General features: G+C 45.7%; 24 protein-coding genes and 2 pseudogenes. 17 read left to right on the top strand and 9 right to left on the bottom strand.

All coding sequences use genetic code 11. From position 1 onward, the window contains the following. Nucleotides 1-109 precede the first annotated feature (109 nt). The 10 genes and pseudogenes from lspA to QUA54_RS26840 all read left to right on the top strand — a co-directional run bounded on the left by lspA (nt 110) and on the right by QUA54_RS26840 (nt 5,508). On the top strand, nt 110-622 hold the full coding sequence (gene lspA, locus QUA54_RS26885) for a signal peptidase II (protein ID WP_333417281.1): 513 nt from the start codon (nt 110-112) through the stop codon (nt 620-622). Between the two features lie 345 nt (nt 623-967). Further along, on the top strand, nt 968-2,623 hold the full coding sequence (locus QUA54_RS26880; protein ID WP_333417240.1) for a radical SAM protein: 1,656 nt from the start codon (nt 968-970) through the stop codon (nt 2,621-2,623). Between the two features lie 153 nt (nt 2,624-2,776). Continuing rightward, nucleotides 2,777-3,427: a hypothetical protein gene (locus tag QUA54_RS26875; protein WP_333417239.1), complete on the top strand. Its 651-nt coding sequence runs from the start codon at nt 2,777-2,779 to the stop codon at nt 3,425-3,427. Between the two features lie 31 nt (nt 3,428-3,458). After that, nucleotides 3,459-3,650, top strand: a pseudogene (locus QUA54_RS26870) (type II toxin-antitoxin system RelE/ParE family toxin); the annotation flags it as partial. Between the two features lie 4 nt (nt 3,651-3,654). Then, nucleotides 3,655-4,008, top strand: coding sequence for a transcriptional regulator (locus QUA54_RS26865; protein WP_333417237.1), 354 nt, complete (start codon nt 3,655-3,657; stop codon nt 4,006-4,008). Nucleotides 4,009-4,020: 12 nt separating this feature from the next. Next, nucleotides 4,021-4,134, top strand: a pseudogene (locus QUA54_RS26860) (SRPBCC family protein); the annotation flags it as partial. A 34-nt stretch (nt 4,135-4,168) separates the two neighbouring features. Next, on the top strand, nt 4,169-4,498 hold the full coding sequence (locus QUA54_RS26855) for a type II toxin-antitoxin system RelE/ParE family toxin (protein WP_333417235.1): 330 nt from the start codon (nt 4,169-4,171) through the stop codon (nt 4,496-4,498). Between the two features lie 4 nt (nt 4,499-4,502). Next, nucleotides 4,503-4,862: a transcriptional regulator gene (locus QUA54_RS26850; protein WP_333417233.1), complete on the top strand. Its 360-nt coding sequence runs from the start codon at nt 4,503-4,505 to the stop codon at nt 4,860-4,862. Nucleotides 4,863-4,874: 12 nt separating this feature from the next. Then, the gene (locus tag QUA54_RS26845; protein WP_333417231.1) at nt 4,875-5,336 is read left to right on the top strand and encodes an SRPBCC family protein; all 462 of its coding nucleotides are present in this window, start codon (nt 4,875-4,877) and stop codon (nt 5,334-5,336) included. Beyond that, the gene (locus QUA54_RS26840; RefSeq protein ID WP_015176827.1) at nt 5,320-5,508 is read left to right on the top strand and encodes a CPXCG motif-containing cysteine-rich protein; all 189 of its coding nucleotides are present in this window, start codon (nt 5,320-5,322) and stop codon (nt 5,506-5,508) included. The genes QUA54_RS26845 and QUA54_RS26840 overlap by 17 nt, the downstream gene beginning before the upstream one ends. Nucleotides 5,509-5,512: 4 nt before the next feature. Here the strand turns inward: QUA54_RS26840 and QUA54_RS26835 are convergent, their stop codons facing one another. From QUA54_RS26835 to QUA54_RS26825, 3 genes are all read right to left on the bottom strand, one after another. Further along, nucleotides 5,513-6,265, bottom strand: a complete 753-nt coding sequence (locus tag QUA54_RS26835) for a gamma-glutamyl-gamma-aminobutyrate hydrolase family protein (protein ID WP_172189567.1) — start codon at nt 6,263-6,265, stop codon at nt 5,513-5,515. A gap of 194 nt (nt 6,266-6,459) precedes the next feature. Then, nucleotides 6,460-7,122: a DUF2834 domain-containing protein gene (locus tag QUA54_RS26830; RefSeq protein ID WP_333417229.1), complete on the bottom strand. Its 663-nt coding sequence runs from the start codon at nt 7,120-7,122 to the stop codon at nt 6,460-6,462. A gap of 125 nt (nt 7,123-7,247) precedes the next feature. Further along, nucleotides 7,248-8,465, bottom strand: a complete 1,218-nt coding sequence (locus tag QUA54_RS26825; protein ID WP_445301592.1) for an FAD-dependent oxidoreductase — start codon at nt 8,463-8,465, stop codon at nt 7,248-7,250. 282 nt (nt 8,466-8,747) lie between these two features. On the opposite strand from QUA54_RS26825, the gene QUA54_RS26820 reads away from it, so the two are divergent. Together QUA54_RS26820 and QUA54_RS26815 are read left to right on the top strand one after the other, a co-directional pair. After that, nucleotides 8,748-10,139 (top strand): glycoside hydrolase family 10 protein, encoded by a 1,392-nt coding sequence (locus tag QUA54_RS26820; RefSeq protein ID WP_333417226.1) that lies wholly within the window; start codon nt 8,748-8,750, stop codon nt 10,137-10,139. Nucleotides 10,140-10,206: 67 nt separating this feature from the next. Further along, nucleotides 10,207-11,187 (top strand): aldo/keto reductase, encoded by a 981-nt coding sequence (locus QUA54_RS26815; RefSeq protein WP_333417224.1) that lies wholly within the window; start codon nt 10,207-10,209, stop codon nt 11,185-11,187. A 127-nt stretch (nt 11,188-11,314) separates the two neighbouring features. On the opposite strand, the gene QUA54_RS26810 is transcribed toward QUA54_RS26815, so the two are convergent. The 5 genes from QUA54_RS26810 to QUA54_RS26790 form a co-directional block, all read right to left on the bottom strand. Further along, on the bottom strand, nt 11,315-12,529 hold the full coding sequence (locus QUA54_RS26810; protein ID WP_333417222.1) for a M20 family metallopeptidase: 1,215 nt from the start codon (nt 12,527-12,529) through the stop codon (nt 11,315-11,317). Nucleotides 12,530-12,784: 255 nt separating this feature from the next. Next, a complete protein-coding gene (gene bioD / locus QUA54_RS26805) occupies nt 12,785-13,492 on the bottom strand; it encodes a dethiobiotin synthase (RefSeq protein WP_333417220.1) in 708 nt (235 codons plus the stop codon). 60 nt (nt 13,493-13,552) lie between these two features. Continuing rightward, the gene (locus QUA54_RS26800) at nt 13,553-15,235 is read right to left on the bottom strand and encodes a serine/threonine-protein kinase (RefSeq protein WP_333417218.1); all 1,683 of its coding nucleotides are present in this window, start codon (nt 15,233-15,235) and stop codon (nt 13,553-13,555) included. 382 nt (nt 15,236-15,617) lie between these two features. Then, nucleotides 15,618-16,076, bottom strand: coding sequence for a GatB/YqeY domain-containing protein (locus QUA54_RS26795; protein WP_172193402.1), 459 nt, complete (start codon nt 16,074-16,076; stop codon nt 15,618-15,620). 154 nt (nt 16,077-16,230) lie between these two features. Continuing rightward, on the bottom strand, nt 16,231-16,359 hold the full coding sequence (locus tag QUA54_RS26790; protein ID WP_333417216.1) for a hypothetical protein: 129 nt from the start codon (nt 16,357-16,359) through the stop codon (nt 16,231-16,233). Nucleotides 16,360-16,884: 525 nt separating this feature from the next. Between QUA54_RS26790 and QUA54_RS26785 the strand changes: the two genes are divergently transcribed. The 3 genes from QUA54_RS26785 (at nt 16,885) to QUA54_RS26775 (ending at nt 19,526) form a co-directional block, all read left to right on the top strand. Further along, nucleotides 16,885-17,877, top strand: a complete 993-nt coding sequence (locus QUA54_RS26785) for a ribose-phosphate pyrophosphokinase (protein WP_333184463.1) — start codon at nt 16,885-16,887, stop codon at nt 17,875-17,877. 346 nt (nt 17,878-18,223) lie between these two features. After that, on the top strand, nt 18,224-18,979 hold the full coding sequence (locus tag QUA54_RS26780) for a DUF3747 domain-containing protein (RefSeq protein WP_333417214.1): 756 nt from the start codon (nt 18,224-18,226) through the stop codon (nt 18,977-18,979). A 145-nt stretch (nt 18,980-19,124) separates the two neighbouring features. Continuing rightward, nucleotides 19,125-19,526, top strand: a complete 402-nt coding sequence (locus QUA54_RS26775) for an S-layer homology domain-containing protein (protein ID WP_333417279.1) — start codon at nt 19,125-19,127, stop codon at nt 19,524-19,526. Nucleotides 19,527-19,658: 132 nt separating this feature from the next. Here QUA54_RS26775 and QUA54_RS26770 read toward each other — a convergent pair whose 3' ends face one another. Next, nucleotides 19,659-19,994, bottom strand: coding sequence for a XisI protein (locus QUA54_RS26770; protein WP_333417212.1), 336 nt, complete (start codon nt 19,992-19,994; stop codon nt 19,659-19,661). Nucleotides 19,995-20,398: 404 nt separating this feature from the next. Between QUA54_RS26770 and QUA54_RS26765 the strand changes: the two genes are divergently transcribed. Together QUA54_RS26765 and QUA54_RS26760 are read left to right on the top strand one after the other, a co-directional pair. Continuing rightward, nucleotides 20,399-20,647 (top strand): hypothetical protein, encoded by a 249-nt coding sequence (locus tag QUA54_RS26765; protein WP_333417210.1) that lies wholly within the window; start codon nt 20,399-20,401, stop codon nt 20,645-20,647. Nucleotides 20,648-20,693: 46 nt separating this feature from the next. Further along, nucleotides 20,694-21,071: a hypothetical protein gene (locus tag QUA54_RS26760; RefSeq protein WP_333417208.1), complete on the top strand. Its 378-nt coding sequence runs from the start codon at nt 20,694-20,696 to the stop codon at nt 21,069-21,071. Nucleotides 21,072-21,119 lie beyond the last annotated feature (48 nt).

Below are 21,119 nucleotides of genomic sequence, written 5' to 3'. Positions count from 1 at the left end.
TCTCGCTGCGGCTGGGATTTCTTTGCTGCACTGAATTCTGCTGGTAATAACTAGCGAAATTTGAGTAAATTATCCCATGCCCGATGCCCCATTTTCTATTCCCCAATCCATGCGTTTTAAAAGAAATCCCTTGTTCTGGGTTGCTGCTGTTATCAGTTTAGTTTTAGACCACCTGACTAAGTTTTGGGTGGTACAAAATTTTGACTTGACACTTCCTCCGCAGACGCAGCCGCTGTTACCCGGGGTGTTTCACTTCACTTATGTTGTTAATACCGGTGCCGCTTTTAGTCTGTTCAGCAATGGCGGGGCGATTTGGTTGCGGTGGCTGTCTTTGGGCGTTAGTTTGGGATTGATTGTGCTGGCTTGGTTCGGGCCGCGAATTAACCGCTGGGAACAAGCTGGCTACGGTTTGATTTTGGGGGGAGCACTGGGGAACGGGATCGATCGATTTGTTTCTGGCCATGTTGTAGATTTTATCGATTTTCGGCTGATTCGGTTCCCGGTATTTAATCTGGCAGATGTGTTTATTAATGCTGGGATTGTCTGTTTGCTGATTGCAACTTTTCACAGTGCACCGCCGACTCCGAGAACTCAGGACGATCGCAATTCTATTTCAGACTAACTTTTAACAAGTCAATCGATTTTCGATTTTCGATTTTCGATTTTCGATTAACCACCCACGGGTTGTACCGTTCTCAGGTTTATCGGAGGCCGAGCTTTTTTGTGCTTATCCACTGATGAATCCGGCGGCCTCGCAACCAATTGCTTTCGGTCATTTGTCAGTTGTCTGTTAGCAGAAGGTATAGGTGTCAACTTAAGATTAGAGTCATTTATGAGCTATAATTAGATTCTTTATTGCTAAGGCTAAACTTGCCAGCTATCCAAAGCAATTGGGTCACAAACCCCCGGATTTATCCGTGGGAGAAATTCCATAATCTAAAATCTAAAATCTAAAATCTAAAATCGGATGACTCCTAATCCATTTGCTCAAGAACGCTTACTATTTGCCCCAGCAACCCCCGATGCTGATGCTATCCCGACTATTTTTGCTTTTCCCAACGAGTACACGGTGGGTATTACCAGTCTCGGCTATCAGATAGTGTGGGCAACTTTGGCTGTGCGATCGGATATTGAAGTCAGCCGTTTATTTACTGATATCCGCGAACAACTTCCCCGACATCCAGAATTACTGGGATTTTCGCTTTCTTGGGAACTAGACTATGTAAATATTCTAAATTTATTGGAATCTCTAGAAATTCCGATTTGGGCGTCAAAACGAACTGATAATCATCCGATCGTTTTCGGCGGTGGCCCGGTTTTTACTGCTAATCCAGAACCTTTTGCCGATTTTTTTGATGTGATTTTGCTGGGAGATGGCGAACATCTCATTGACAATTTTATTGATGCTTGTAAACAAGTCCGTACCGCCGACAGACAAACTAAATTGCGGCATTTAGCCCAAGTTCCGGGAGTTTACGTCCCCAGTTTGTACGAAGTAACTTATCTGGATGCGGCTGAGGGTATTAAATCGATTCAGCCTGTCGATTCGGGAATTCCCAGTATGGTTGAAAAACAGACTTATCGCGGCAATACTTTATCTGCTTCCACTGTGGTGACAGAAAAAGCGGCTTGGGAAAATATTTACATGGTGGAAGTGGTTCGGAGTTGTCCAGAAATGTGCCGTTTTTGTTTGGCAAGTTATCTGACTTTGCCGTTTAGAACTGCGAGTTTGGAGGATTCGCTAATTCCGGCGATCGATCGCGGTTTAGCTGTGACTAATCGTTTGGGTTTGTTGGGTGCTTCGGTCACTCAGCACCCGGAATTTGAAGCGTTGCTGGATCATTTGAATCATCCGAAATACGACGGCGTGCGGCTGAGTCTTTCTTCGGTAAGGACGAATACGGTGACAGTTAAATTGGCAGAAATATTGACAAACAGAGACAGCAAATCTGTGACGATTGCGGTGGAAAGCGGGAGCGATCGCCTCCGCCAAATCGTTAACAAAAAACTCACAAATGACGAAATTATTCAAGCTGCTATCAATGCTAAGGCTGGCGGCTTAAAGGGAATTAAACTTTACGGGATGGCGGGAATTCCCGGCGAAGAAATGGAGGATTTAGAGGAGACGGTGGCGATGATGCGGGCGATTAGAAAAGCCGCTCCCGGTTTGCGGTTGACTCTGGGATGCAGCACTTTTGTACCGAAATCTCACACTCCTTTTCAGTGGTTTGGAGTGAATAAAGATGCGGAGAAGAGGCTGAAGTTTTTAGACAAAGAATTGCGGAAGTTAGGTTTAGAATTTAGACCTGAAAGCTATAACTGGTCTGTGATTCAGGGTTTGTTGTCAAAGGGCGATCGGCGGCTGTCTCGGCTGTTGGAATTAGTGCGGCATTATGGCGATACTTTGGGCAGTTATCGGCGGGCATTTAAGGAGTTGCGGGGACAGTTGCCGGAGATGGATTTTTATGTTTTTCAAGAGTGGAAATTGGATCGGGTTTTGCCTTGGAGTCATTTAAAAGGGCCGCTACCGGAGGCGACCTTGAAGAAGCATTTAGCGGAGGCGATGAGTCATACAACACGACAGCCAAATCAAGAATGTGAGAATTCACTAAGTCCCGTTTAGTAAATTAGATTATAATAGTCTCATGCGTGTCATTGCCAAAGAGCCGAAATCCATCTGGCATAAGGCTCACGGTAACAGGAATAGATCTCAAATGGGTTCTATATTTCACAGCTCAAATTCATTGGATATAAAAATTTGTGAGGGTTTACTATTATGAAATGGAAAAAATTGATCCTTACACTCCTAGTTATTTTGCCAGTTTCAGGTACTTTTCATAAGATATCTGCTTCCTATGGAAACACAATATTCATCGCCCAAGAGAATAGAGAACCCGATAAGTTGGAACTTTGCTATATTGCCCAATCGTTTAGGAAAATCGAGGACTTAGAATTTGTTACTATAATTGACTATAAGGCTCTCAGTAGAGATGAAGGACAGGGCTACGGAGCAAAATGGAAAAATAAAGACAATACTCTCGATTTATATCTGTACGATCTTAATTATCAAGATATTGGAAATTCTTTGGATTCTCCTTTTGTAGAAGAAGCACTTAATTCAGCTATAGAAGGAGTTAGATACGCTCTTCAAAAGGGAATATACCAAAAAGCAGATATTGGAGTCACTTCCACTCGGGAATTCGGTGAATTAAAATTTTTATTTGTACCGATGAAAATTATAGTTTCTGGAAGACAGGCAGAATCTGTAATTATCTTGACTGTACTTCAAGGGCGGTTTTTCAAAGTTCGCTTAACATCTTTTGAAGAAAATCCAAAACAAAAAATAGAACGTATTCTTACGAAATTGCCTCAACTCATTCCCACAAAATCCAAAGTAGCTAGTAACTGTCCTACTGACCCATCCTAAGTTCACCTTTGGCAAACTCGAAATTATTTTGGGGACTTTGGGAGATTGTCAATCAGTTGGAAATGGAGTCTTTGAATTAAGGATAAACTATGGCTCTGGTTTCCGAATTTATTTTGGGCAAATAGGAATGACAATTGTGATTCTCATCTGCGGAGGCGATAAAAGCACTCAAGACAGAGATATCCGCCAAGCTAAAGAATACTGGACAGATTATAGGAGTTAAGACAATGCCTAAAAGCCTACCTTATCATCCATTTTTGATTGAATCTCTCAGAAAAAATCCCGAACTAGCAGCAGCCTATATAACGGCGACATTAGAGGAGGAAGAGCCGGAACCTGAACTGCTAAAACGAGCTCTCAGCGATGTAGCAGAAGCTCTCGGTCAACCAAAAATGAATCCTGAACAATATGAATTGCACTTAAAAAAAATGGATGAATTGCTGTCGCAGCAAGGAAGTGATGCGATTTATAATCTGGGAAATTGGCTGAATGCTTTGGGATTGAAACTAACTGTTGCTGTTTGTACTGATACCGAGGATAATACTGCAAATGCTGAAACGCGATCGCACTTAACTGTCTAGCCCAACGATACAATGCCCAATTTTAAATATTCGTCGCTGATTAATGCCACCGTTGAAGCAGTCTGGAACTTTCACGAAAAGCCGGACATTCTGCAACTTTTGACTCCGCCTTGGCAACTGGTTCAAGATAAGATGAGGAGCGACATACTATAATACAATTATGGCAGAAGTCCAACCCAGGGAAATTCAGCGTTATGTTGCCTCAGACGGTCAAGTGCCGTTTGATAACTGGTATGATTCGCTCCGAGATAGCAAAATTTCAACAATTATTAATAAAAGACTTAACCGAGTTATTTTGGGGAATTTGGGAGATTTTCAATCAGTTGGAAATGGAGTCTTTGAATTAAGGATAGACTATGGCCCTGGTTTCCGAATCTATTTTGGGCAAGTAGGCACAACAATTATACTTATTCTGTGCGGAGGAGATAAAAGCACTCAAGACCGAGACATTCGCCAAGCAATAGAATACTGGACAGATTATAGGAGTTAAAAAAATGCCTAAAAGTTTACCGTATCATGACTTTTTGATGGCACGGCTAAAAAACCCCAGTTATGCGGCAGTCTATCTCGAAACTCATTTTGAATTAGATGAAGGCGAAGAACCTGACGAAGCATTGCTGAAACGATCTCTGAGCGATGTAGCTGAAGCTCTAGGTCAACCAAAAATGACTCCAGAAGAATATGAATTGCACTTAAAAAAACTGGATGAATTGCTGTCGCAGCAAGGAAGTGATGCGATTTATAATCTGGGAACTTGGCTGAATGCTTTGGGATTGAAACTAACTGTTGCTGTTTGTACTGATACCGAGGATAATACTGCAAATGCTGAAATGCGATCGCACTTAACTGTCTAGCCCAACGATACAATGCCCAATTTTAAATACTCGTCGCTGATTAATGCCACCGTTGAAGCAGTCTGGAACTTTCACGAAAAGCCCGACATTCTGCAACTTTTGACTCCGCCTTGGCAACCGGTGAAAATCATTCGCCGCGAAGGGGGACTCGATGTGGGTGCTGTATCAGAATTTCGCCTGTTATTGGGGCCGATTCCTGTAAAATGGGTGGCGACTCACACTCAGTGCGAACAATATCGCTTGTTTGTTGATGAACAAACTGAGGGGCCGATGGCAAGTTGGACTCACCGACACGAGTTTACCTCAGAAAATGGCAAGACTAGATTGACAGATGCGATCGCATTTTCGATACCGGGCGGCCCGATTGTCGATTTGTTGTTAGGTTGGTGGGTGGAAATGCGGTTAACAGATATGTTTCGCTACCGCCACGAAGTCACCAAAAGAGAGTGTGAAAAAGATGCAAACAACGGCTGAATATTACTGTGCTTTTTGTGGCGAACCGAGTACAACTTTTGTTGATATCAGCGCAGGTATGGAACAATCTTATATTGAAGATTGCCAAGTTTGCTGTCGCCCGAATGTTCTGTATGTCAGAATAGATGAAGATACTCTCGATATTGAGATAGACACTGACTATCAAGAATAAGTGACTATAAAAATGTATGAATTGTATTTGATGCTGACTTGGTAGAATTCATGAATTTTGAAGCTGCTGCTTCCACGAACGCCCGAAAAATTCGAGAGTTTACCGAACAGTTTGGCGACATTTCCGGATGCCATTGAATTGCTATCATCCAAGGGTGATAGCAGTGTTCCATTGCTTCTACCAAAGTGTCAGGTGCATCGGCTACAATTCGCCAATCGGATGTTACTTTCCGCACTGCTTGATGATGCCAGGAAACAACTGTTGTTGAAGTTTTTCCCATAATTTTTGCTAGCCGACTGTTTGGCTCAATTTCAATGGTATGCTCGATCGCACGCGGGGGAATGCCCGATCCGTGATTAACCTCGTCTCCGTAAGCATCCGGTACGTGAATCACCAAACTGCCACCGCTGGCTACGTTCAGCATTTGCATTCCCCGGCAAATTCCCAACACAGGTATGTCAGCCTTCAAAGCTAGCTTTGCTAAGTTTAATTCAAAATTGTCGCGTTCTGCATTAACCGAGTAAACTGTGCGATCGACATAACCGCCATAAAGTTCTGGGTTGATATCTCCGCCCCCGGAAAAAATTAAACCGTCTACTGCATCCAAAATACTACCCGGATCTAATTGATTGGGCGGCAATAAAATCGGAATGCCACCAGCCGCCTGAACAGCATCAATATAAGTTCCATTTAAGCGATATGCGCCTGCTGAACAGCGGTTATGTGTTGTGATGCCAACGATAGGAAATTTTTTCATTTGCTAGAGACTGGGAGATAATTATTTAGATTAATACTCAGATTTTGCACTATTTGTAATCATTTTTTTATCAGCGGACTCGAAGCCCACCCACAATAAAACTTACTTATTGTGAAACAGGCATCTTGCCTGTTTCTTGTCTGATTACTTGTGATAGATTCCTAGATTAAACTGAAAATTCCCTGCACTGCTGTCTAATTTGTAACAGTTTTAGTATTAGTTTCTGGCAGCGGTTTGCGCGTACACAGATAAGCCAATGGCCCGAACAGCGGTACTAATGTTACTGCCCAAAATGCTGTAGAGTTCTGCATTCCTCGGCGCGCCATATCGTCTCCTAACAAGGCAGGAAATAGCAGGCAAAGCATACAAAAATCTAAACTGCTTACATGGATAAAACGGCTGGTTTGCCACTGTCCAATAAAATCAGACCAATCGCCTTTTGTCAAGCCAAAGGCAACTAAACCAACAGCAGCTAATGTTAAGAAAATTCCAGTAAAACGGGAGTCTAATATCTTTAAAAAGATATTTTTATGACCGGGAAATTCTGGATTCGGTTCCCGCAGGGCTAAATAAGGCAGCAAGGCAAAGGCACCGACGCCAAAGGATAAAGTGGCAAATAACCATGCAGGTATTTTCTGCCCCCTGCCGTCAGCAAATAAGACGCAACTGTAGATGAGCGGCCAGACTCCCATGATGTTGAATAAAGCTACAATTAAAGGGTTGATGTCTGCTATTTGGCCTGTGGAAAGATTGGTAATTAGTGTGATGGTTTTTTCTGGGCTGTCGGGTGGTGCAAATACAAAGGCGTAGGTGATAAATGCAATCCACAGCAGCCCAAATCCACTTTTTCTGAACATAGTTAGTTTTTCTGACTTCTGATATTACTATAACAATCTTAAAGGGTTTTTCAATAAGACTTTTTTATTTACCGCAGAGGACGCTATTGACGCAGAGGAAGAGAGGAGAATATCTGAATGTATTGCTATTTGGTATTGCGGGTTTTGGGCAGATTGCTAAATTTTTGCATAAATTGGCGATCGATCCAATCTTTCCAGTACCACAGCAGCGCCGATTCCCACATGAAAGATCCGCGAGATGCGATCGCCCTTTTATTCCCCGTACCAATTAACCCTAAGTATTGTTCCTGCGGTGCAAAGGGTTTCAGCGGTTTTTCCAATAAAAACTGCTGCAAATTTTCAAACAGCGGTTTGCCCTGACGCACTGCAAACACGCCTGCTTTGGGACGGGGATAATTAACCATCGCAGCGATATCGCCAGCCGCAAATACGTTGGGGTGAGAGACTGATTGGAGGCAGTCGTTGACTTGCATAAAGCCGTTTGAGTCTGTGGCTAAACCGGATTTTCTGAGCCAATTAGCGGCGGATGCTTGTGTCACCCAAAAAATGCGATCGCACTCTAATTCTAAACCTGATTTACAGGAAATTTGGTAATCGGTAATGGGGATTTTGGAATTGGTTTCTCTGTCAAGTTTTTCTACAGCACAGACTTTTTCCTTTAAATGCAATTGAATGCCGCGATTGATAAGAATTTCTTGAATGCGGCGACGCACTCGATGGTTATGTGCAGGCATTAATTCAGCACCGCTGTGCAACAAATGAATTTCTGATAATAAATTTTCTAAATTTTCTTCTCTCTTCCTTCTTCCCTCTTCCTTCTTCCCTCTTCCTTCTTCCTTCTTCCCTCTTCCTTCTTCCCTCTTCCTTCTTCCCTCTTCCTTCCCCAATCGAGATTGCATATTTAATGCTAATTCTACGCCGCCTGCACCGCCCCCCACAATGGCGATCCGCAGCGGTTTTTGGGGATGATTTTGCCTTTCGGAAATTAACTGATTCCAGCTAGCTAAAAACTCCGGTACGGGTTTAGCTGCAATTGCATATTCTGCGGCACCCGGTACCGATAAAGTCGCAGGAGTGCTGCCGATATCCACAGAAAGCAAATCAAAATTAACCGGAGGGCGAGTTTGACAAATCACTAAATTTTTGTTAAGGTCGATCGCGATCGCCCGATCGATTAATATTTGACATCCAGCAAATTCAGCGAGCGATCGCAAATCGATGTGACATTCATCGTAATCGTAAAACCCGGCAACGTGCCCCGGCAGCATCCCCGAATAAGGCGCGTGCAGCACGTCGCTAATCAGAGTCAAACGCACTCCCGGCAGCGGTTTGATACCGAACATTTTTAATACGATAGCATGACTGTGACCGCCGCCAATTAACACTAAATGTTTCACAATTACAGATGTTCGATCGAGATGTTCCAGCACCAATATTGTACAGCACTAGGCATCCTTGGGGGCAATGTCCGGTAAGGAGAGCTTGCAGTGCGTAATCAATGATCTCCCAGCATTTTGACAGAATGCTCTCACCTACTCTCTGTCTCATGGATTATACTTCGCTCAGTTGCGATTGCATAACATCAATCCACCCATTGCACTTAACCGATTCCACATTCAGCGCCAATGGTTGTAGACTGTAGAGCGAGCAAATTTTATCACCAAATTATGCCGGGGTGTGTTTCTACAGCTAACTCACCATTCAAAACTATGACATTACGCATCATTCCCCGCAGTTGGCAGCGATCGATTAAAACTCTTTTACCGCTTCTGTTTGCCCTCTCATTCATTATAGTATTGCTGGCGAACAACTTGATTCCGGCGATCGCCCAGCAACCCCGCCAGGAAATTCGCGGCGTTTGGATGACGACAAACGACAAAGACATCCTCAGAGATCGTCGCAAACTCAAAGATGCTGTCACCCAACTAAAACGGTTAAATTTCAACACTATTTATCCTGTAGCCTGGAATTCTGGCTATGCAATGTATCCCAGCTATGTAGCGCAGCAAAGAGACATTCAACCCTTTGTTTACAGAGGGTTAGACGGACAAGATATGCTCGCAGATTTAATTGATAAAGCTCACCGCCAAGGCCTGCTAGTAATCCCTTGGTTTGAGTTTGGTTTCATGGCCCCTCCCACATCAGAATTAGCCTTAAATCATCCCGAGTGGCTGACACAAAAACAGGACGGCAGCCAAACATCAAACGACGCCGGCGGCGAAGTAGTTTGGCTCAATCCCTTTCATCCAGAAGTGCAGCAATTCATTACCGAACTCGTACTAGAAATCACCACTCAATATAACGCAGACGGCATTCAATTTGACGATCACATGAGTTTGCCGTCGGAATTTGGCTACGATGACTACACAGTTGCTTTGTATACCAAAGAAACAAAAAAAGCTCCGCCCAAAGATTTTCAAAACCCAGCATGGGTGCAGTGGCGAGCAAATAAAATTACCGCTTTTATGTCGCAGCTAAATCAAGCCGTCAAAGCAGTCAAACCCAATGCAATTTTCTCGATTTCTCCCAATTACTACGAGTTTGCTTACAAACATCACCTGCAAGATTGGCTGACTTGGGTGCGTTTGGATATTGCCGACGAGTTAATCGTGCAAGTGTACCGTCCCAATTTAGAATCATTTGTAGACAAGATTAACCGTCCCGAAATGCAAGAAGCACACCAAAAAATTCCCACCGGAGTTGGGATTATGACAGGTTTGAGAAATAACCCCGTACCGATTCAGCAAATTAAATCTCAGGTGAACGCAGTCCAAGAATACGGCTTAGGCGTCGCTTTCTTCTACTACGAAAGCTTGTGGGAATATGCACCAGAACCCATTGCAGTTCGACTTTCTCAATTTAGCGATTTCTTCCCGTCTTCTGCATTCCGAACAGCGCTACAAATACCCAGACGTGCGGCGACTTTCCCTCCGCCTGCGCCACCCAAACCAGACCCCAAAGCTAAGCCGGATCAACCTACCAAAAACAGCGCACCTTCGCCCTCGCCAACCACGTAAAAAAATTAAAAATTAGGGTGCGCATGGCGCACCTTACCGCGATCTCAATCATTAATCATCAATAAAAATGCAAACTAACCAAAAAATTTTACTGCCAAAAATGGGCTGCGGCACTTGGGCTTGGGGCAACAGATTCCTCTGGGGCTACAATGAAAGTATGGACGAGGAATTGCAAGCCGCGTTCAATCTTTGCGTCAGCAGCGGTGTCACTTTATTTGATACCGGCGACTCTTACGGAACTGGGAAATTAAATGGACGCAGCGAGCAGCTTTTGGGGCAGTTTTCTCAACAATATCAAGGTGCAAATAAAGACAGTATTTGTATTGCGACAAAACTGGCTGCTTATCCTTGGAGACTGACGCGACAATCAATGATTTCGGCTTGCAAAGCCTCTGCTGCGCGCCTCGGAAAAAATGTAGATTTGGTGCAAATGCACTGGTCTACAGCCAATTACGCTCCTTGGCAAGAAAACGCTCTTTTAGACGGTTTGGCTGACCTTTACGAGCAAGGATTGGTCAAGGGAGTGGGCTTGTCTAATTACGGACCGAAACGGCTGAAATGGGTGCATCGGAAATTTAGCGATCGCCAAATTCCTATTGTTACTTTACAAGTGCAATATTCGCTACTTTCTACCTATCCGGTGACGGAACTCGGGTTGAAAGATGTTTGCGATGAATTGGGGATAAAATTGATTGCTTACAGTCCTCTAGCCTTGGGTTTGCTGACGGGTAAATATTCCGAAAACGGCTCGTTGCCTAAAGGTATCCGAGGTTTGGCGTGCAAGCAGATACTTCCGGGAATGCGATCGCTTTTGGAATGTTTGCGAGAAATAGCGGCATTCAGAAACAAGACTGTTTCGCAGGTAGCAATCAACTGGTGCATCTGCAAAGAAACTATTCCGATTCCGGGGGCGAAATCTGCGGCACAGGCGAGGGATAATATCGGTGCTTTGGGCTGGGAGTTAGACTCCGGGGAGATTGCCGAATTGGATAAGGCGGCGGCGAGTGTAGATAAAAAAATGGTGCAGAATATCTTTCAAACTAGGTAATATCTGAGATGTTGTACCATTCTCCTGAACAGGCAAGATGCCTGTTCCACAAGACATGAATTTGCCTGTTCCACAAAGAATGAATTTCTTGTGGGGTGGGCTTCTAGCCCGCCCATAAAAGGCTTATTTACATCGCACAAAAATTTTCCACACACCGCACAAACATTTCTACACCCATCCCCAGCGCAGTTTCATCAAAATCAAAACGCGGGTGATGGTGCGGGTAAGCCAAGTTTTTCTCTGGATTTGCTGAGCCCAAAAAGAAATAACAACCGGGGACTTCTTGCAAAAAGAACGACATATCCTCGCCGCCCATTGTTTGACATTCCGGCACGATTCCCGCAGGAGTTTCGACAACCGATTCTGCCACGCTGCGCACCAATTCAGCTATTCTCGAATCATTAATAACTGGTGGGTAAAGCGCACAATAATCTAATTTGTAATTAGCCCCGTGACTCTGACAAATTCCGGCAATTAATTGCTCGATCCGCTTGGCAAAATAACCTTGATATGATGGATTGAAATAGCGCACCGTGCCGCCGATTTGAGCGGTGTCGGCAATCACGTTGTGGGCGTCGCCTGCGTGGAATTTGCCGACAGTTACTACCGCTGAGTCGATCGGGTCAATGTTGCGCGCGACAATTGCCTGCAAAGCGCTGACAATTTGGGCTGTAACTACGATCGAGTCCACAGTCTGATGTGGCATTGCGCCGTGTCCGCCTTGGCCAAAAATCGTGCAGTCAAAAACTTCGACAGCCGCCATCAACGCGCCGCTGCGGACGCCTACAGTGCCCAAAGGCAGATTGTTCCACAAATGCAAGCCGACGATCGCATCAACATCAGGATTCTTCAAAACTCCCGCTTCAATCATCGGTTTTGCGCCCCCTGGCCCTTCTTCGGCGGGCTGAAAGATAAATTTTACTTTACCCGAAAAGCTGTGTTTGTGCTTTGCGAGATAACAAACAGTACCGAGGGCGATCGCAGTGTGGCCGTCGTGACCGCAAGCGTGCATAATTCCATCATGCTGCGATCGATAATCCACCTCATTTTCCTCTTGAATAGGCAAAGCATCCATATCCGCCCGAATTGCCAAAACCCGCCCCGGTTTGCCGCTGTCTATAGTGGCGACAATACCAGTTTTAGCAATATTAGTTTCATGATCTATTCCCCATTCCTGCAACTTTTGCGAGACAAACTGCGCCGTTAAATTTTCATCAAAACTCAACTCCGGTTTTTGGTGCAAAAGGCGACGCCATTCTACTAGCTGAGGCTGCAAATTTCTAATCTCCAGCCGCAATTGAGATAAATCGACAGAGGTTAAATTCGGTAAAGTAGAAACCATGTTTTCTTCTCCTTTTTTTTGATTAACTTTGCTCTTTAATCACTTAATAAATGGTAATCACTCATTATAGCAAGCCAGAATAAGTTGTGAAACTCTCTCTGATCTTTCTCTGCGGTCTCTGCGGTCTCTGCGGTTAAAATAAAATCTTTTTCAATCCTATCTGAGTTGTGCCGGATATTTTTTTAAATGAACCGCAGAGGGCGCAGAGTACGCAGAGGAAGAGAAGAATGAGAAACAGAGGTGTTTAGAATAGGGTTATTTAGAAGTCTGAGGAACTAAATTAACCCCAGGTAGCAACCGCTCTAAATCTAATTGGGAAGCTGCTTTAGCTAATTTAGCAAGGTCAGTCGGGTCATCTAAATACGGCAAAATACCCAACACAGGTATTTGAGTTAGCGACTGGATCAAATCTACCGGCGCTCGATCGGCAATTTCTTGTTCGGAATAAGCTTTAACGCAATTAAGCACAATTCCTCTGAGCTTAAAACCAGTGTGTCTGGCGAGAGCAACATTCGCCACAGCTTGCCCGATCGCCCCCAACCTCACAGGTACTACCAAAACCCCCCTCAGCCGCCAATCCCTGGCAATATCGGCCACCGTCAGTTCCCACGTTACAGGCGATCCCAGTCCTCCCAAAGCTTCCACCAACACAAAATCCTTGCGCTCAGAGAGGCTTTGCCACGCCGTCCAAACCTTTTCGAGTTCGATATGTCTCCCCTCCAGTTTGGCGGCGATCGGCGGTGCTAGAGGCGCATCAAAGTGCAGCGGATTGAGTTCTTCGGGGGATTGGTCGAGGGCAAACAAACGGGTGTAGAGTTCGCGATCGCCCGTTCCCGTTTGCAACAGCTTCATAATTCCCAAACTGCGATCGGGAAAATACATTTGCCAATAAGCAGCCAGAGCGCTGGTCAAAACAGTTTTGCCCGCGTCGGTATCAGTTCCAGCAATTAGCAAGGAGTTCATTGACAAATAGCTAACAAATAATTGGCCTCAACATCAGTCTAGGGGAATTTTGCCAGAAGTTTAGAGTTCCGGCGACGGTGCGGGAGTTGGGGCAGGTTCCGGCGACGGTGCGGGTTCCGGTTCCGGTGCGGGAGTTGGGGCAGGTTCCGGCGACGGTGCGGGAGTTGGGGCAGGTTCCGGCGACGGTGCGGGAGTTGGGGCAGGTTCCGGTGACGGTGCGGGAGTTGGTGCGGGCGTCGGTTTGGGTGCGGGAGTTGGTGCGGGCGTCGGTTTGGGTGCGGGAGTTGGTGCGGGCGTCGGTTTCGGAGTCGGTTTGGGCGCTGGAGTCGGCGCTGGCGTCGGTTTGGGTGTCGGTGTTGGCGCTGGGCTTGGTTCTGGGCTTGGTTCCGGCAAAGGTTCTGGGCTTGGTTCCGGCAAAGGTTCTGGGCTCGGTTCCGGCAAAGGTTCTGGGCTCGGTTCCGGCAAAGGTTCTGGGCTCGGTTCCGGCAAAGGTTCTGGACTTGGTTCCGGCAAAGGTTCTGGGCTTGGGGTTGGCAAAGGTTGCGGGGTTGGGGTTGGCAAAGGTAGCGGGTTTGGTACCGGAGTTAGTGTCGGCGTCGGACTTGTAAGCGCTGGCGGTGTCGGAGTGGGTTTGGGGCGCGAATTGTTGAGAAATGAGCCGACTAAAGCCCAGGAACCGAAGCCAGTCAAGATTACTAAGCCCGTCAGCAGTCCGATCGCAGCGATGGGATTGTCCCAAAAAGAGCCGCCAACAGGCTCAATTAACGGGTCTGGCTGGTTTTGGGGGTGGGAACTCTGGGCGGCTGGCTCCGGCGACCGGCCCACGGCCACCGTTGGTATTAGCGAAGCATTTGACGGCACCGGTGCTGGCGCGGGGGGTACAGTTGGCGGGTTAGGCTTAGGATTAGTTTGGTTGTCGAGTGCTTGGGCGACTTCGCTGACAGATTGATATCGATCGCCCGGAGACCGGCTCAACATCCGATTCAGCACCAAAGCCAAACCCGTGCTCACCTGCACACGCTGCTGCCAATTCCACTGCAGCGTTGTTTGATCGAGCAATTCCTGCGGTTCTTTGCCCGTCAGCAGGACGATCGCCGTTACAGCTAAAGCGTAGAGGTCGCTGCTGGCAGTTGCCCGCCCGCTTTGCAACTGTTCCATCGGCGCGTAGCCGATTTTACCGACAGTTGTCGCGTGGGCTGTTCCTTCGGGAGACTGGACTTTGGTGGCGAGTTCCTTCACCACACCAAAGTCAATCAGTACCGGCATTTGGTCGTTTTCCCTGCGGATGATATTTTCTGGGGAGATGTCGCGGTGGATGATGCCGCGGGCGTGGATGTGAGCCAGTACCGGCAGCATTTGCCGGATAAATACCAAGACTTCGGCTTCGGTGAAGGTGCGGCCTGTTGAAGTTCGATCGAGCATCAGTTCGCGGTAAGTCATCCCTTCCACGTAATCCTGCACTAAAAACAAACGCTGGTTCTCTTCAAATATTGCCCGAAACTGGGGAATTTGTGGGTGCCCAATTTGGTAAAGTATTGCCGCCTCTCTTTGAAACAATTCCTTCGATTTTTCCAAAACGTAAGGCCCGCTTTGCACCGGAATCAATTCCTTCAGGGCGCAGCGTTCTTGAAACCGCCCCAAATCTTCTACTAAATAAGTCCGGCCAAATCCTCCTTGACCTAAAATATTCACCAAGCGGTAGCGGTTTTGTAGGAGAGTTCCAATAGCAATAGGTGGCTGCATAAGTTTAAGTAGAAACTGTTAAAAAATAGACGATCGCTCACAGACTTAGTAATGCTATGTCTTTAATGCTCTTGAGCATACTTCACTGTCTGTAGTCCCCAGTCCCGACCAAAATTAGCATTGTACATTTTTTTGACATTATTGAACGCAAGGATGCTGAGAAACCGGGTCTTTTCACGAAAATACACAGGTTGCAACCCGCATATCCGAGCAAAAACCCGGTTTCTGCGTCAATATCTCAAGGGAGAAATGCACGATTTTTCGTAGAAACCGGGTTTTTTGGTCTTAGCCCTAATAAATTGTCGCCCCTCGGCCTAAGCCATACATCTCTATAAAGCTTGAAATTATTTATGGGAGATGCCTACTGACTACTGACTGCTGACTACTGACTAAGCTTTGCTTTCACCATGTCTTGAATTCTGTTACCGTCTGCTTTGCCTTTAAGCTGCTGCATTGCCTTGCCCATCACCTTGCCCATATCTTTTGCAGAAGTAGCGCCAACCGAAGCAATCACTTCGTCAACGACTTGACTCACCTCTTCGTCTGACATCTGCGGCGGCAAATACTCTTCAACAATTGCTAACTCCGCCTCCTCTTGTGCGACTAAATCTTCGCGGCCGCCTTTGCGGTATTGTTCGATCGAATCCCGGCGCTGTTTCGCTATTTGCATCAAAATTTCCAGTTCTTGAGCTTCTGTCAGCGTGTCTTGGCCGGAGGGACGGAGGCTGACTTCTTTTTCGAGAATAAATTTCTTGATGCCGCGAACTGTTTCCAAGCGAACTTTGTCCTTGGACTTCATGGCTGCTTTGATTTCTGCGTCAATGCGTTCTCTTAAGCTCATCGATTTCTACCTTGCTTTGCCCGATATCAAAAATCTGGAGTGCGCTCCCGATTCTTAATTTTTTTTACAGTATTTTTCAAGTTTATTGCCTGTTGGTGGCATTTTTATTGCATTAAACCCGGATGCCTTCGGCCTTCGACTGAATTTTGGGCGGCTAGACTTCCAGCCTCGACTCCAAATTGGCTCGCGCCAGAATTTTGAGACGTAGGGGCAGAAGTGCGATCGTACTTCTGCCAGTAATGATATCGCTAGTGCCCACATTCCGCACCCTGGGGTATCGCACAGCACAATTACGTAGAAAACTCTATCTTTTACCCACATTCCGCACCCTGGGGTGTCACACAGCATAATTACGCAGGAAACTCTATCTTTAAAGTAATAAATTATGCCTTTAAAAAGTTTTTTACCCGTTAACCTACGGTATTAAAGTATGATTTATAGCTTTATTGCTGGATAAAAATAAGTAAAAACCGATTGTGACCGTTGAGGGTGCGGAATGTCGGCTCGAAAGTAAAGTAAGAAATTATGCCTTTAAAAAGTTTTTTACCGGTTAACCTACGGTATCAAAGTATAATTTATAGCTTTATTGCTGGATAAAAATAACTAAAAACCGATTGTGACCGTTGAAAATGCGGAAGGTGGGCTAGAAACCAGGTCGATCGGACATATTTCTGCAAGTCCTATTCAGCTCGCCTAACTTAACACTTGTGGCAGCTCCGAAAGTTAAATCTCTCCAAGAATTGGCTGAATATTTCTAGTTTCCGATGGTAAGATAGCGGTGGAATAAACGTCCTGCAAGAGGCCTGCTGTGATCCGTTCTGCTACTTTACCGCTTTCGCTTCCCGAGCCGCCGGTTTCCGCTCACGACCGTCTCCGGCTGTTCTCCGGTTCTGCTAATGTTCCCCTCGCCCAAGAGGTGGCTCGCTATCTGGGGATTGATTTGGGGCCGATGGTTCGCAAGCGGTTCGCTGATGGGGAACTCTACGTTCAAATTCAAGAATCGATTCGGGGTTGCGATGTTTACTTGATTCAGCCCACTTGTGGTCCGGTAAACGATCGCCTCATGGAATTGTTAATTATGATCGATGCTTGTCGGCGCGCTTCGGCCAGACAAATTACTGCCGTCATTCCCTACTACGGATATGCAAGGGCTGACCGCAAAACGGCTGGAAGAGAGTCGATTACTGCGAAGTTGGTGGCTAATTTGATTACTGAAGCTGGGGCCGGTCGCATTTTGGCGATGGATTTGCACTCGGCTCAGATTCAAGGTTATTTTGACATTCCTTTTGACCACGTTTACGGTTCGCCAGTGCTTTTGGATTATCTGGCGAGCAAGAAGTTGACGGATATTGTTGTGGTTTCGCCGGATGTTGGCGGAGTCGCTAGGGCGAGAGCTTTTGCCAAAAAACTTGGCGATGCTCCCCTGGCAATTATTGACAAGCGCCGCCAAGCTCACAACGTGGCAGAAGTGATGAACCTCATCGGTGATGTGAGGGGCAAAACAGCCGTGTTGGTGGACGACATGATCGATACTGCCGGCACGATTTCTGAGGGCGCGAGATTGTTGCGCCGCGAGGGTGCGAGGCAGGTTTATGCTTGTGCTACTCATGCGGTGTTTTCGCCTCCGGCGATCGAGCGTTTGTCTAGCGGGGTGTTGGAAGAGGTAATTGTTACGAATACAATTCCTGTGCTTGAAGAGAACCGTTTTAAGCAGTTGACAGTGCTTTCGGTAGCGAATTTGCTGGGAGAAACTATTTGGCGGATTCACGAAGATAGTTCTGTTAGCAGTATGTTCCGCTAGACAGGAAAGGCGCTTTTTGAATGTTTGTTTTAGGGTGCGTTACACTTGGTTAACGCACCATTTTTTTTGCGGATAGTGCGATCGTTTCCCGCAAGTAATATCAAGTACCTCGGTAAAATAGCCATAACACTTGTAGGGGCGGATCTCACGAAGAATGTGTAATTCACATCCAGAATATCTATAAACCCGCCCTCACCGGGCTACAAACCAATTTTATTGTCGTTGTGCGATCGCTTGGTACCACCGGAACAAGAGATGCTAAAATCCTATCTTGTTGTGTAAAGAACACGACTTTTTTATATTCTAGATAAGTCTCATTCAAATAAGGAGCCAATAGGCAAAAATCATGAAACATTCACTTGTACGAACAGTGGCCGCACTGGCAGGTTCAGCAATTTTAACACTCGGGGCGATCGGTTCGGCTAAAGGATTTACTTTTGACGAAACCGAAATTAGCCAAGACCGAGTAATTGTCATCGCCCAACCCCGCCCTTACGGTGGCTACCAATTGCTAATTTTAGAACAGGTATCTGACAAACGGCAGTGCTGGAGCGAAAGCGGCTCTAATCCCGTGAAAGTTAATCCGTTATTAGTTACTTTTGATTTCACCGGTATTTGTGGTCGCGCAACAGATAGTAACGGCTTTTCAATTCGCATGGCCGGCACCGATTTAGCATTAAAATACAGCCTGACATTGGAAAGTGTTGATGGCAATGTTCTATTAATGGGAACTCCGGTAGATTTCCAAGGTGATTCGGTGATTATCGGTCGGACAAACGGCGATGTTAACGACTTCATGAAAATCAGTCTCGATCCTGCTTGGCACTTGAGTAAAAGAGCTTACCAAGGCCGCACATTAGGTCACTTTTATTTCACTACCAATCAACCCGCACCGGGAGCAATTGGCAACACCGGAGGCAATACCGAAGCAATACCGCAGCCAATACCGCAGCCAATACCGCAGCCAATACCAATACCAATACCGCAGCCAACACCGCAGCCAATACCGCAGCCAATACCGCAGCCATTACCGCAGCCAACACCGCAGGAAATACCGCAGCCAATACCGCAGGAAATACCGCAGGAAATACCAATACCGTAGGCAATACTGGCTTTTCTACAATTCGGAGATAGCTACCGATGATATCTACGCTTCCGAAATTAAAGAAGCTGTGGGCTTTGGGTTTGTAGCCCGGTTTTCTCAAAATAATACCTTTCGACCGCAACTTGCTGTTACCAGAGAGCAATTGGTATCTTTAGTTTGGGAATCCTTAAAAGGAATACAAGGTGCTAATATCATATTTCCTAGCCATGTTTCTATCCGTCCCTATAGCGACGTTGATATTTCCCGCTGGAGTGCCGGAAAAGTTCTATTTGCGCGGGACAACAAGATAGTTAGCGGCTATCAAGATGGAACTTTTAAACCTACGCAGCCCGTCACTCGCGCTGAATTGATGGCGGTGCGTCGTCGAGCGGCGGAATTTGGTTTGTCGGCGCGGGGAATGCAGCCGAATTTAGTTGCTAAAGAGCCGTCTCAAACTTTTTCAGACACTCAAAATTATTGGGCTGCTTCTATTATTACTCAAATGTCTTCTTATTGTTCTGTTGCTGCCGCTATTAACGCAATTGGCTCGGTTTGCTTTCGATGATTCTGCAAAGCGGAATTACGCGGAGGGTACTTTGCGATGCTGAAATGCGTTAAGGCTCAGTAGGGCGAATTAGATCCCCGACTTCTTCAAGAAGTGGGGAATCTGAGTATTCGGTTTTTTTAACTGGACATTTTACGCTACGCCGTAATCAGTATACTGCCGTTTGTAGGGGGGTTGCAACCCCAAAATAATATCCTCTCTCGGTACTCCCATTGCAACTAATTCCTCGGCAGGATTTTGGTCTGTCAAATTTTGCTGAAGCCAGATTTTTCCATCTTTGATGTCAATGTGAATGATGCTTCGATAAATCCGGGTTAAGTGTTCCCAGCCGACATTCATCCACTGATAATGATCTCGTTCTGTGTCTAAGATTAGTTGCACTTCGACTTCATCATCGGAAACATCATCTTCGGCATAACGGGTGATTAATGTCTGAACGTATTGACGATATTGAGCTAGTTTGTCCATTGCACAATTACCTCATTTGTTGGATCGTATACGATTAGCAACACCTGATACTGTTGTACCGCAGTTTGAGTGAACTCGTACTGAAAAAATGTTTAATACAGGTCAATTGGTACTGCCAAATACAATTTTCGATTAGGTTCAACCGATGCCAGGCCAACCCGATAACCTACAAATCTTTTGGTAGTGAGGGAGTAAAGCCGAGATACGTGCAAAATCGGACATAATGTAAATTTTTGTAACAATATCGGCTGTACCCCTAGTGGGGGCGAGCGCTTTTTTCATATGAGAAAATTATAAATAACACCAAATTGGTGTGTAAAAAGCACCTAAAGTTATTTTTTTGGTTTATGATAGGTGTAGAGATAATGTCATGTGAACACAAACCTAACTACCACCACTTCGCAATGAATACTAAGCAGTTTAAAAACACACACCCCCCCCCTCCCCCAAATGTTAAGCGGATGTCCGTCACCTTATCTTCGGATGCTGCTCAACTATTGGAATGGCTTGCTGCAACCCAAGGGATAACTCAAACTGAAGCGCTTCGGAAAGCTATTGCAACTGAAGCTTACCTTTATAAAGAGATAAAACAAGGGTCTAAAGTTTTACTTCTGACTTCCGATAAGGAAGTACGGGAAGTTATTTTTAGATGAAGCAAGCTGCGGGAGGCTCTGACCCATTATTTAGGAGCCAAATTCCGTGCAAAAACATTACCATCCGCATAACTATTCCCATATCCAGCAAGAGCAGCGCGATATTTTTGAGCCTATCGTTCTGGACGGTAAGCTGGATATCAACAACTACATTATTAGCGTTCCGCCTAAAAAGGAAGTACGCGCAGATGTAAAAGCTTGGGTTGATAAGGAGCGAGAGCGAGAGCAGACTCGCTCAAAAACGACCAATCATTTACTGACAGTCTTCACTGCTTCAGTGTTTGGGGTTTTTGTTTTAGTAGGTTCAAGCTCTCTAATTCCAAATTCAGGTAAAGAGTTGGCAAAGGATTTAATTCCTGTCATTCTTTCCTCTCAAATAACTCTGCTAGGAGTTATAGGGCGTCGGTTCAGTATTAGGAGTTGACAAAAAAAGGAATTTATGAAATTAGCCAGTGCATGAGTTCGAGTCTAT

The organism is Microcoleus sp. MOSTC5 (assembly GCF_036701825.1).
Classification (GTDB): Bacteria; Cyanobacteriota; Cyanobacteriia; order Cyanobacteriales; family Microcoleaceae; genus Microcoleus; species Microcoleus asticus.
The sequence above is the reverse complement of the archived record's forward strand: the minus strand, read 5'-3'. Positions and strand labels throughout refer to the sequence as shown.

What these genes read in the sequence shown, in the direction of transcription:
- lspA (WP_333417281.1), top strand. Translation starts at nt 110, where the DNA reads ATGCGTTTTAAAAGAAATCCCTTGTTCTGGGTTGCTGCTGTTATCAGT.
- QUA54_RS26880 (WP_333417240.1), top strand. Translation starts at nt 968, where the DNA reads ATGACTCCTAATCCATTTGCTCAAGAACGCTTACTATTTGCCCCAGCA.
- QUA54_RS26875 (WP_333417239.1), top strand. Translation starts at nt 2,777, where the DNA reads ATGAAATGGAAAAAATTGATCCTTACACTCCTAGTTATTTTGCCAGTT.
- QUA54_RS26865 (WP_333417237.1), top strand. Translation starts at nt 3,655, where the DNA reads ATGCCTAAAAGCCTACCTTATCATCCATTTTTGATTGAATCTCTCAGA.
- QUA54_RS26855 (WP_333417235.1), top strand. Translation starts at nt 4,169, where the DNA reads ATGGCAGAAGTCCAACCCAGGGAAATTCAGCGTTATGTTGCCTCAGAC.
- QUA54_RS26850 (WP_333417233.1), top strand. Translation starts at nt 4,503, where the DNA reads ATGCCTAAAAGTTTACCGTATCATGACTTTTTGATGGCACGGCTAAAA.
- QUA54_RS26845 (WP_333417231.1), top strand. Translation starts at nt 4,875, where the DNA reads ATGCCCAATTTTAAATACTCGTCGCTGATTAATGCCACCGTTGAAGCA.
- QUA54_RS26840 (WP_015176827.1), top strand. Translation starts at nt 5,320, where the DNA reads ATGCAAACAACGGCTGAATATTACTGTGCTTTTTGTGGCGAACCGAGT.
- QUA54_RS26835 (WP_172189567.1), bottom strand. Translation starts at nt 6,265, where the DNA reads ATGAAAAAATTTCCTATCGTTGGCATCACAACACATAACCGCTGTTCA.
- QUA54_RS26830 (WP_333417229.1), bottom strand. Translation starts at nt 7,122, where the DNA reads ATGTTCAGAAAAAGTGGATTTGGGCTGCTGTGGATTGCATTTATCACC.
- QUA54_RS26825 (WP_445301592.1), bottom strand. Translation starts at nt 8,465, where the DNA reads ATGTTCGGTATCAAACCGCTGCCGGGAGTGCGTTTGACTCTGATTAGC.
- QUA54_RS26820 (WP_333417226.1), top strand. Translation starts at nt 8,748, where the DNA reads ATGGTTGTAGACTGTAGAGCGAGCAAATTTTATCACCAAATTATGCCG.
- QUA54_RS26815 (WP_333417224.1), top strand. Translation starts at nt 10,207, where the DNA reads ATGCAAACTAACCAAAAAATTTTACTGCCAAAAATGGGCTGCGGCACT.
- QUA54_RS26810 (WP_333417222.1), bottom strand. Translation starts at nt 12,529, where the DNA reads ATGGTTTCTACTTTACCGAATTTAACCTCTGTCGATTTATCTCAATTG.
- bioD (WP_333417220.1), bottom strand. Translation starts at nt 13,492, where the DNA reads ATGAACTCCTTGCTAATTGCTGGAACTGATACCGACGCGGGCAAAACT.
- QUA54_RS26800 (WP_333417218.1), bottom strand. Translation starts at nt 15,235, where the DNA reads ATGCAGCCACCTATTGCTATTGGAACTCTCCTACAAAACCGCTACCGC.
- QUA54_RS26795 (WP_172193402.1), bottom strand. Translation starts at nt 16,076, where the DNA reads ATGAGCTTAAGAGAACGCATTGACGCAGAAATCAAAGCAGCCATGAAG.
- QUA54_RS26780 (WP_333417214.1), top strand. Translation starts at nt 18,224, where the DNA reads ATGAAACATTCACTTGTACGAACAGTGGCCGCACTGGCAGGTTCAGCA.
- QUA54_RS26770 (WP_333417212.1), bottom strand. Translation starts at nt 19,994, where the DNA reads ATGGACAAACTAGCTCAATATCGTCAATACGTTCAGACATTAATCACC.
- QUA54_RS26765 (WP_333417210.1), top strand. Translation starts at nt 20,399, where the DNA reads ATGAATACTAAGCAGTTTAAAAACACACACCCCCCCCCTCCCCCAAAT.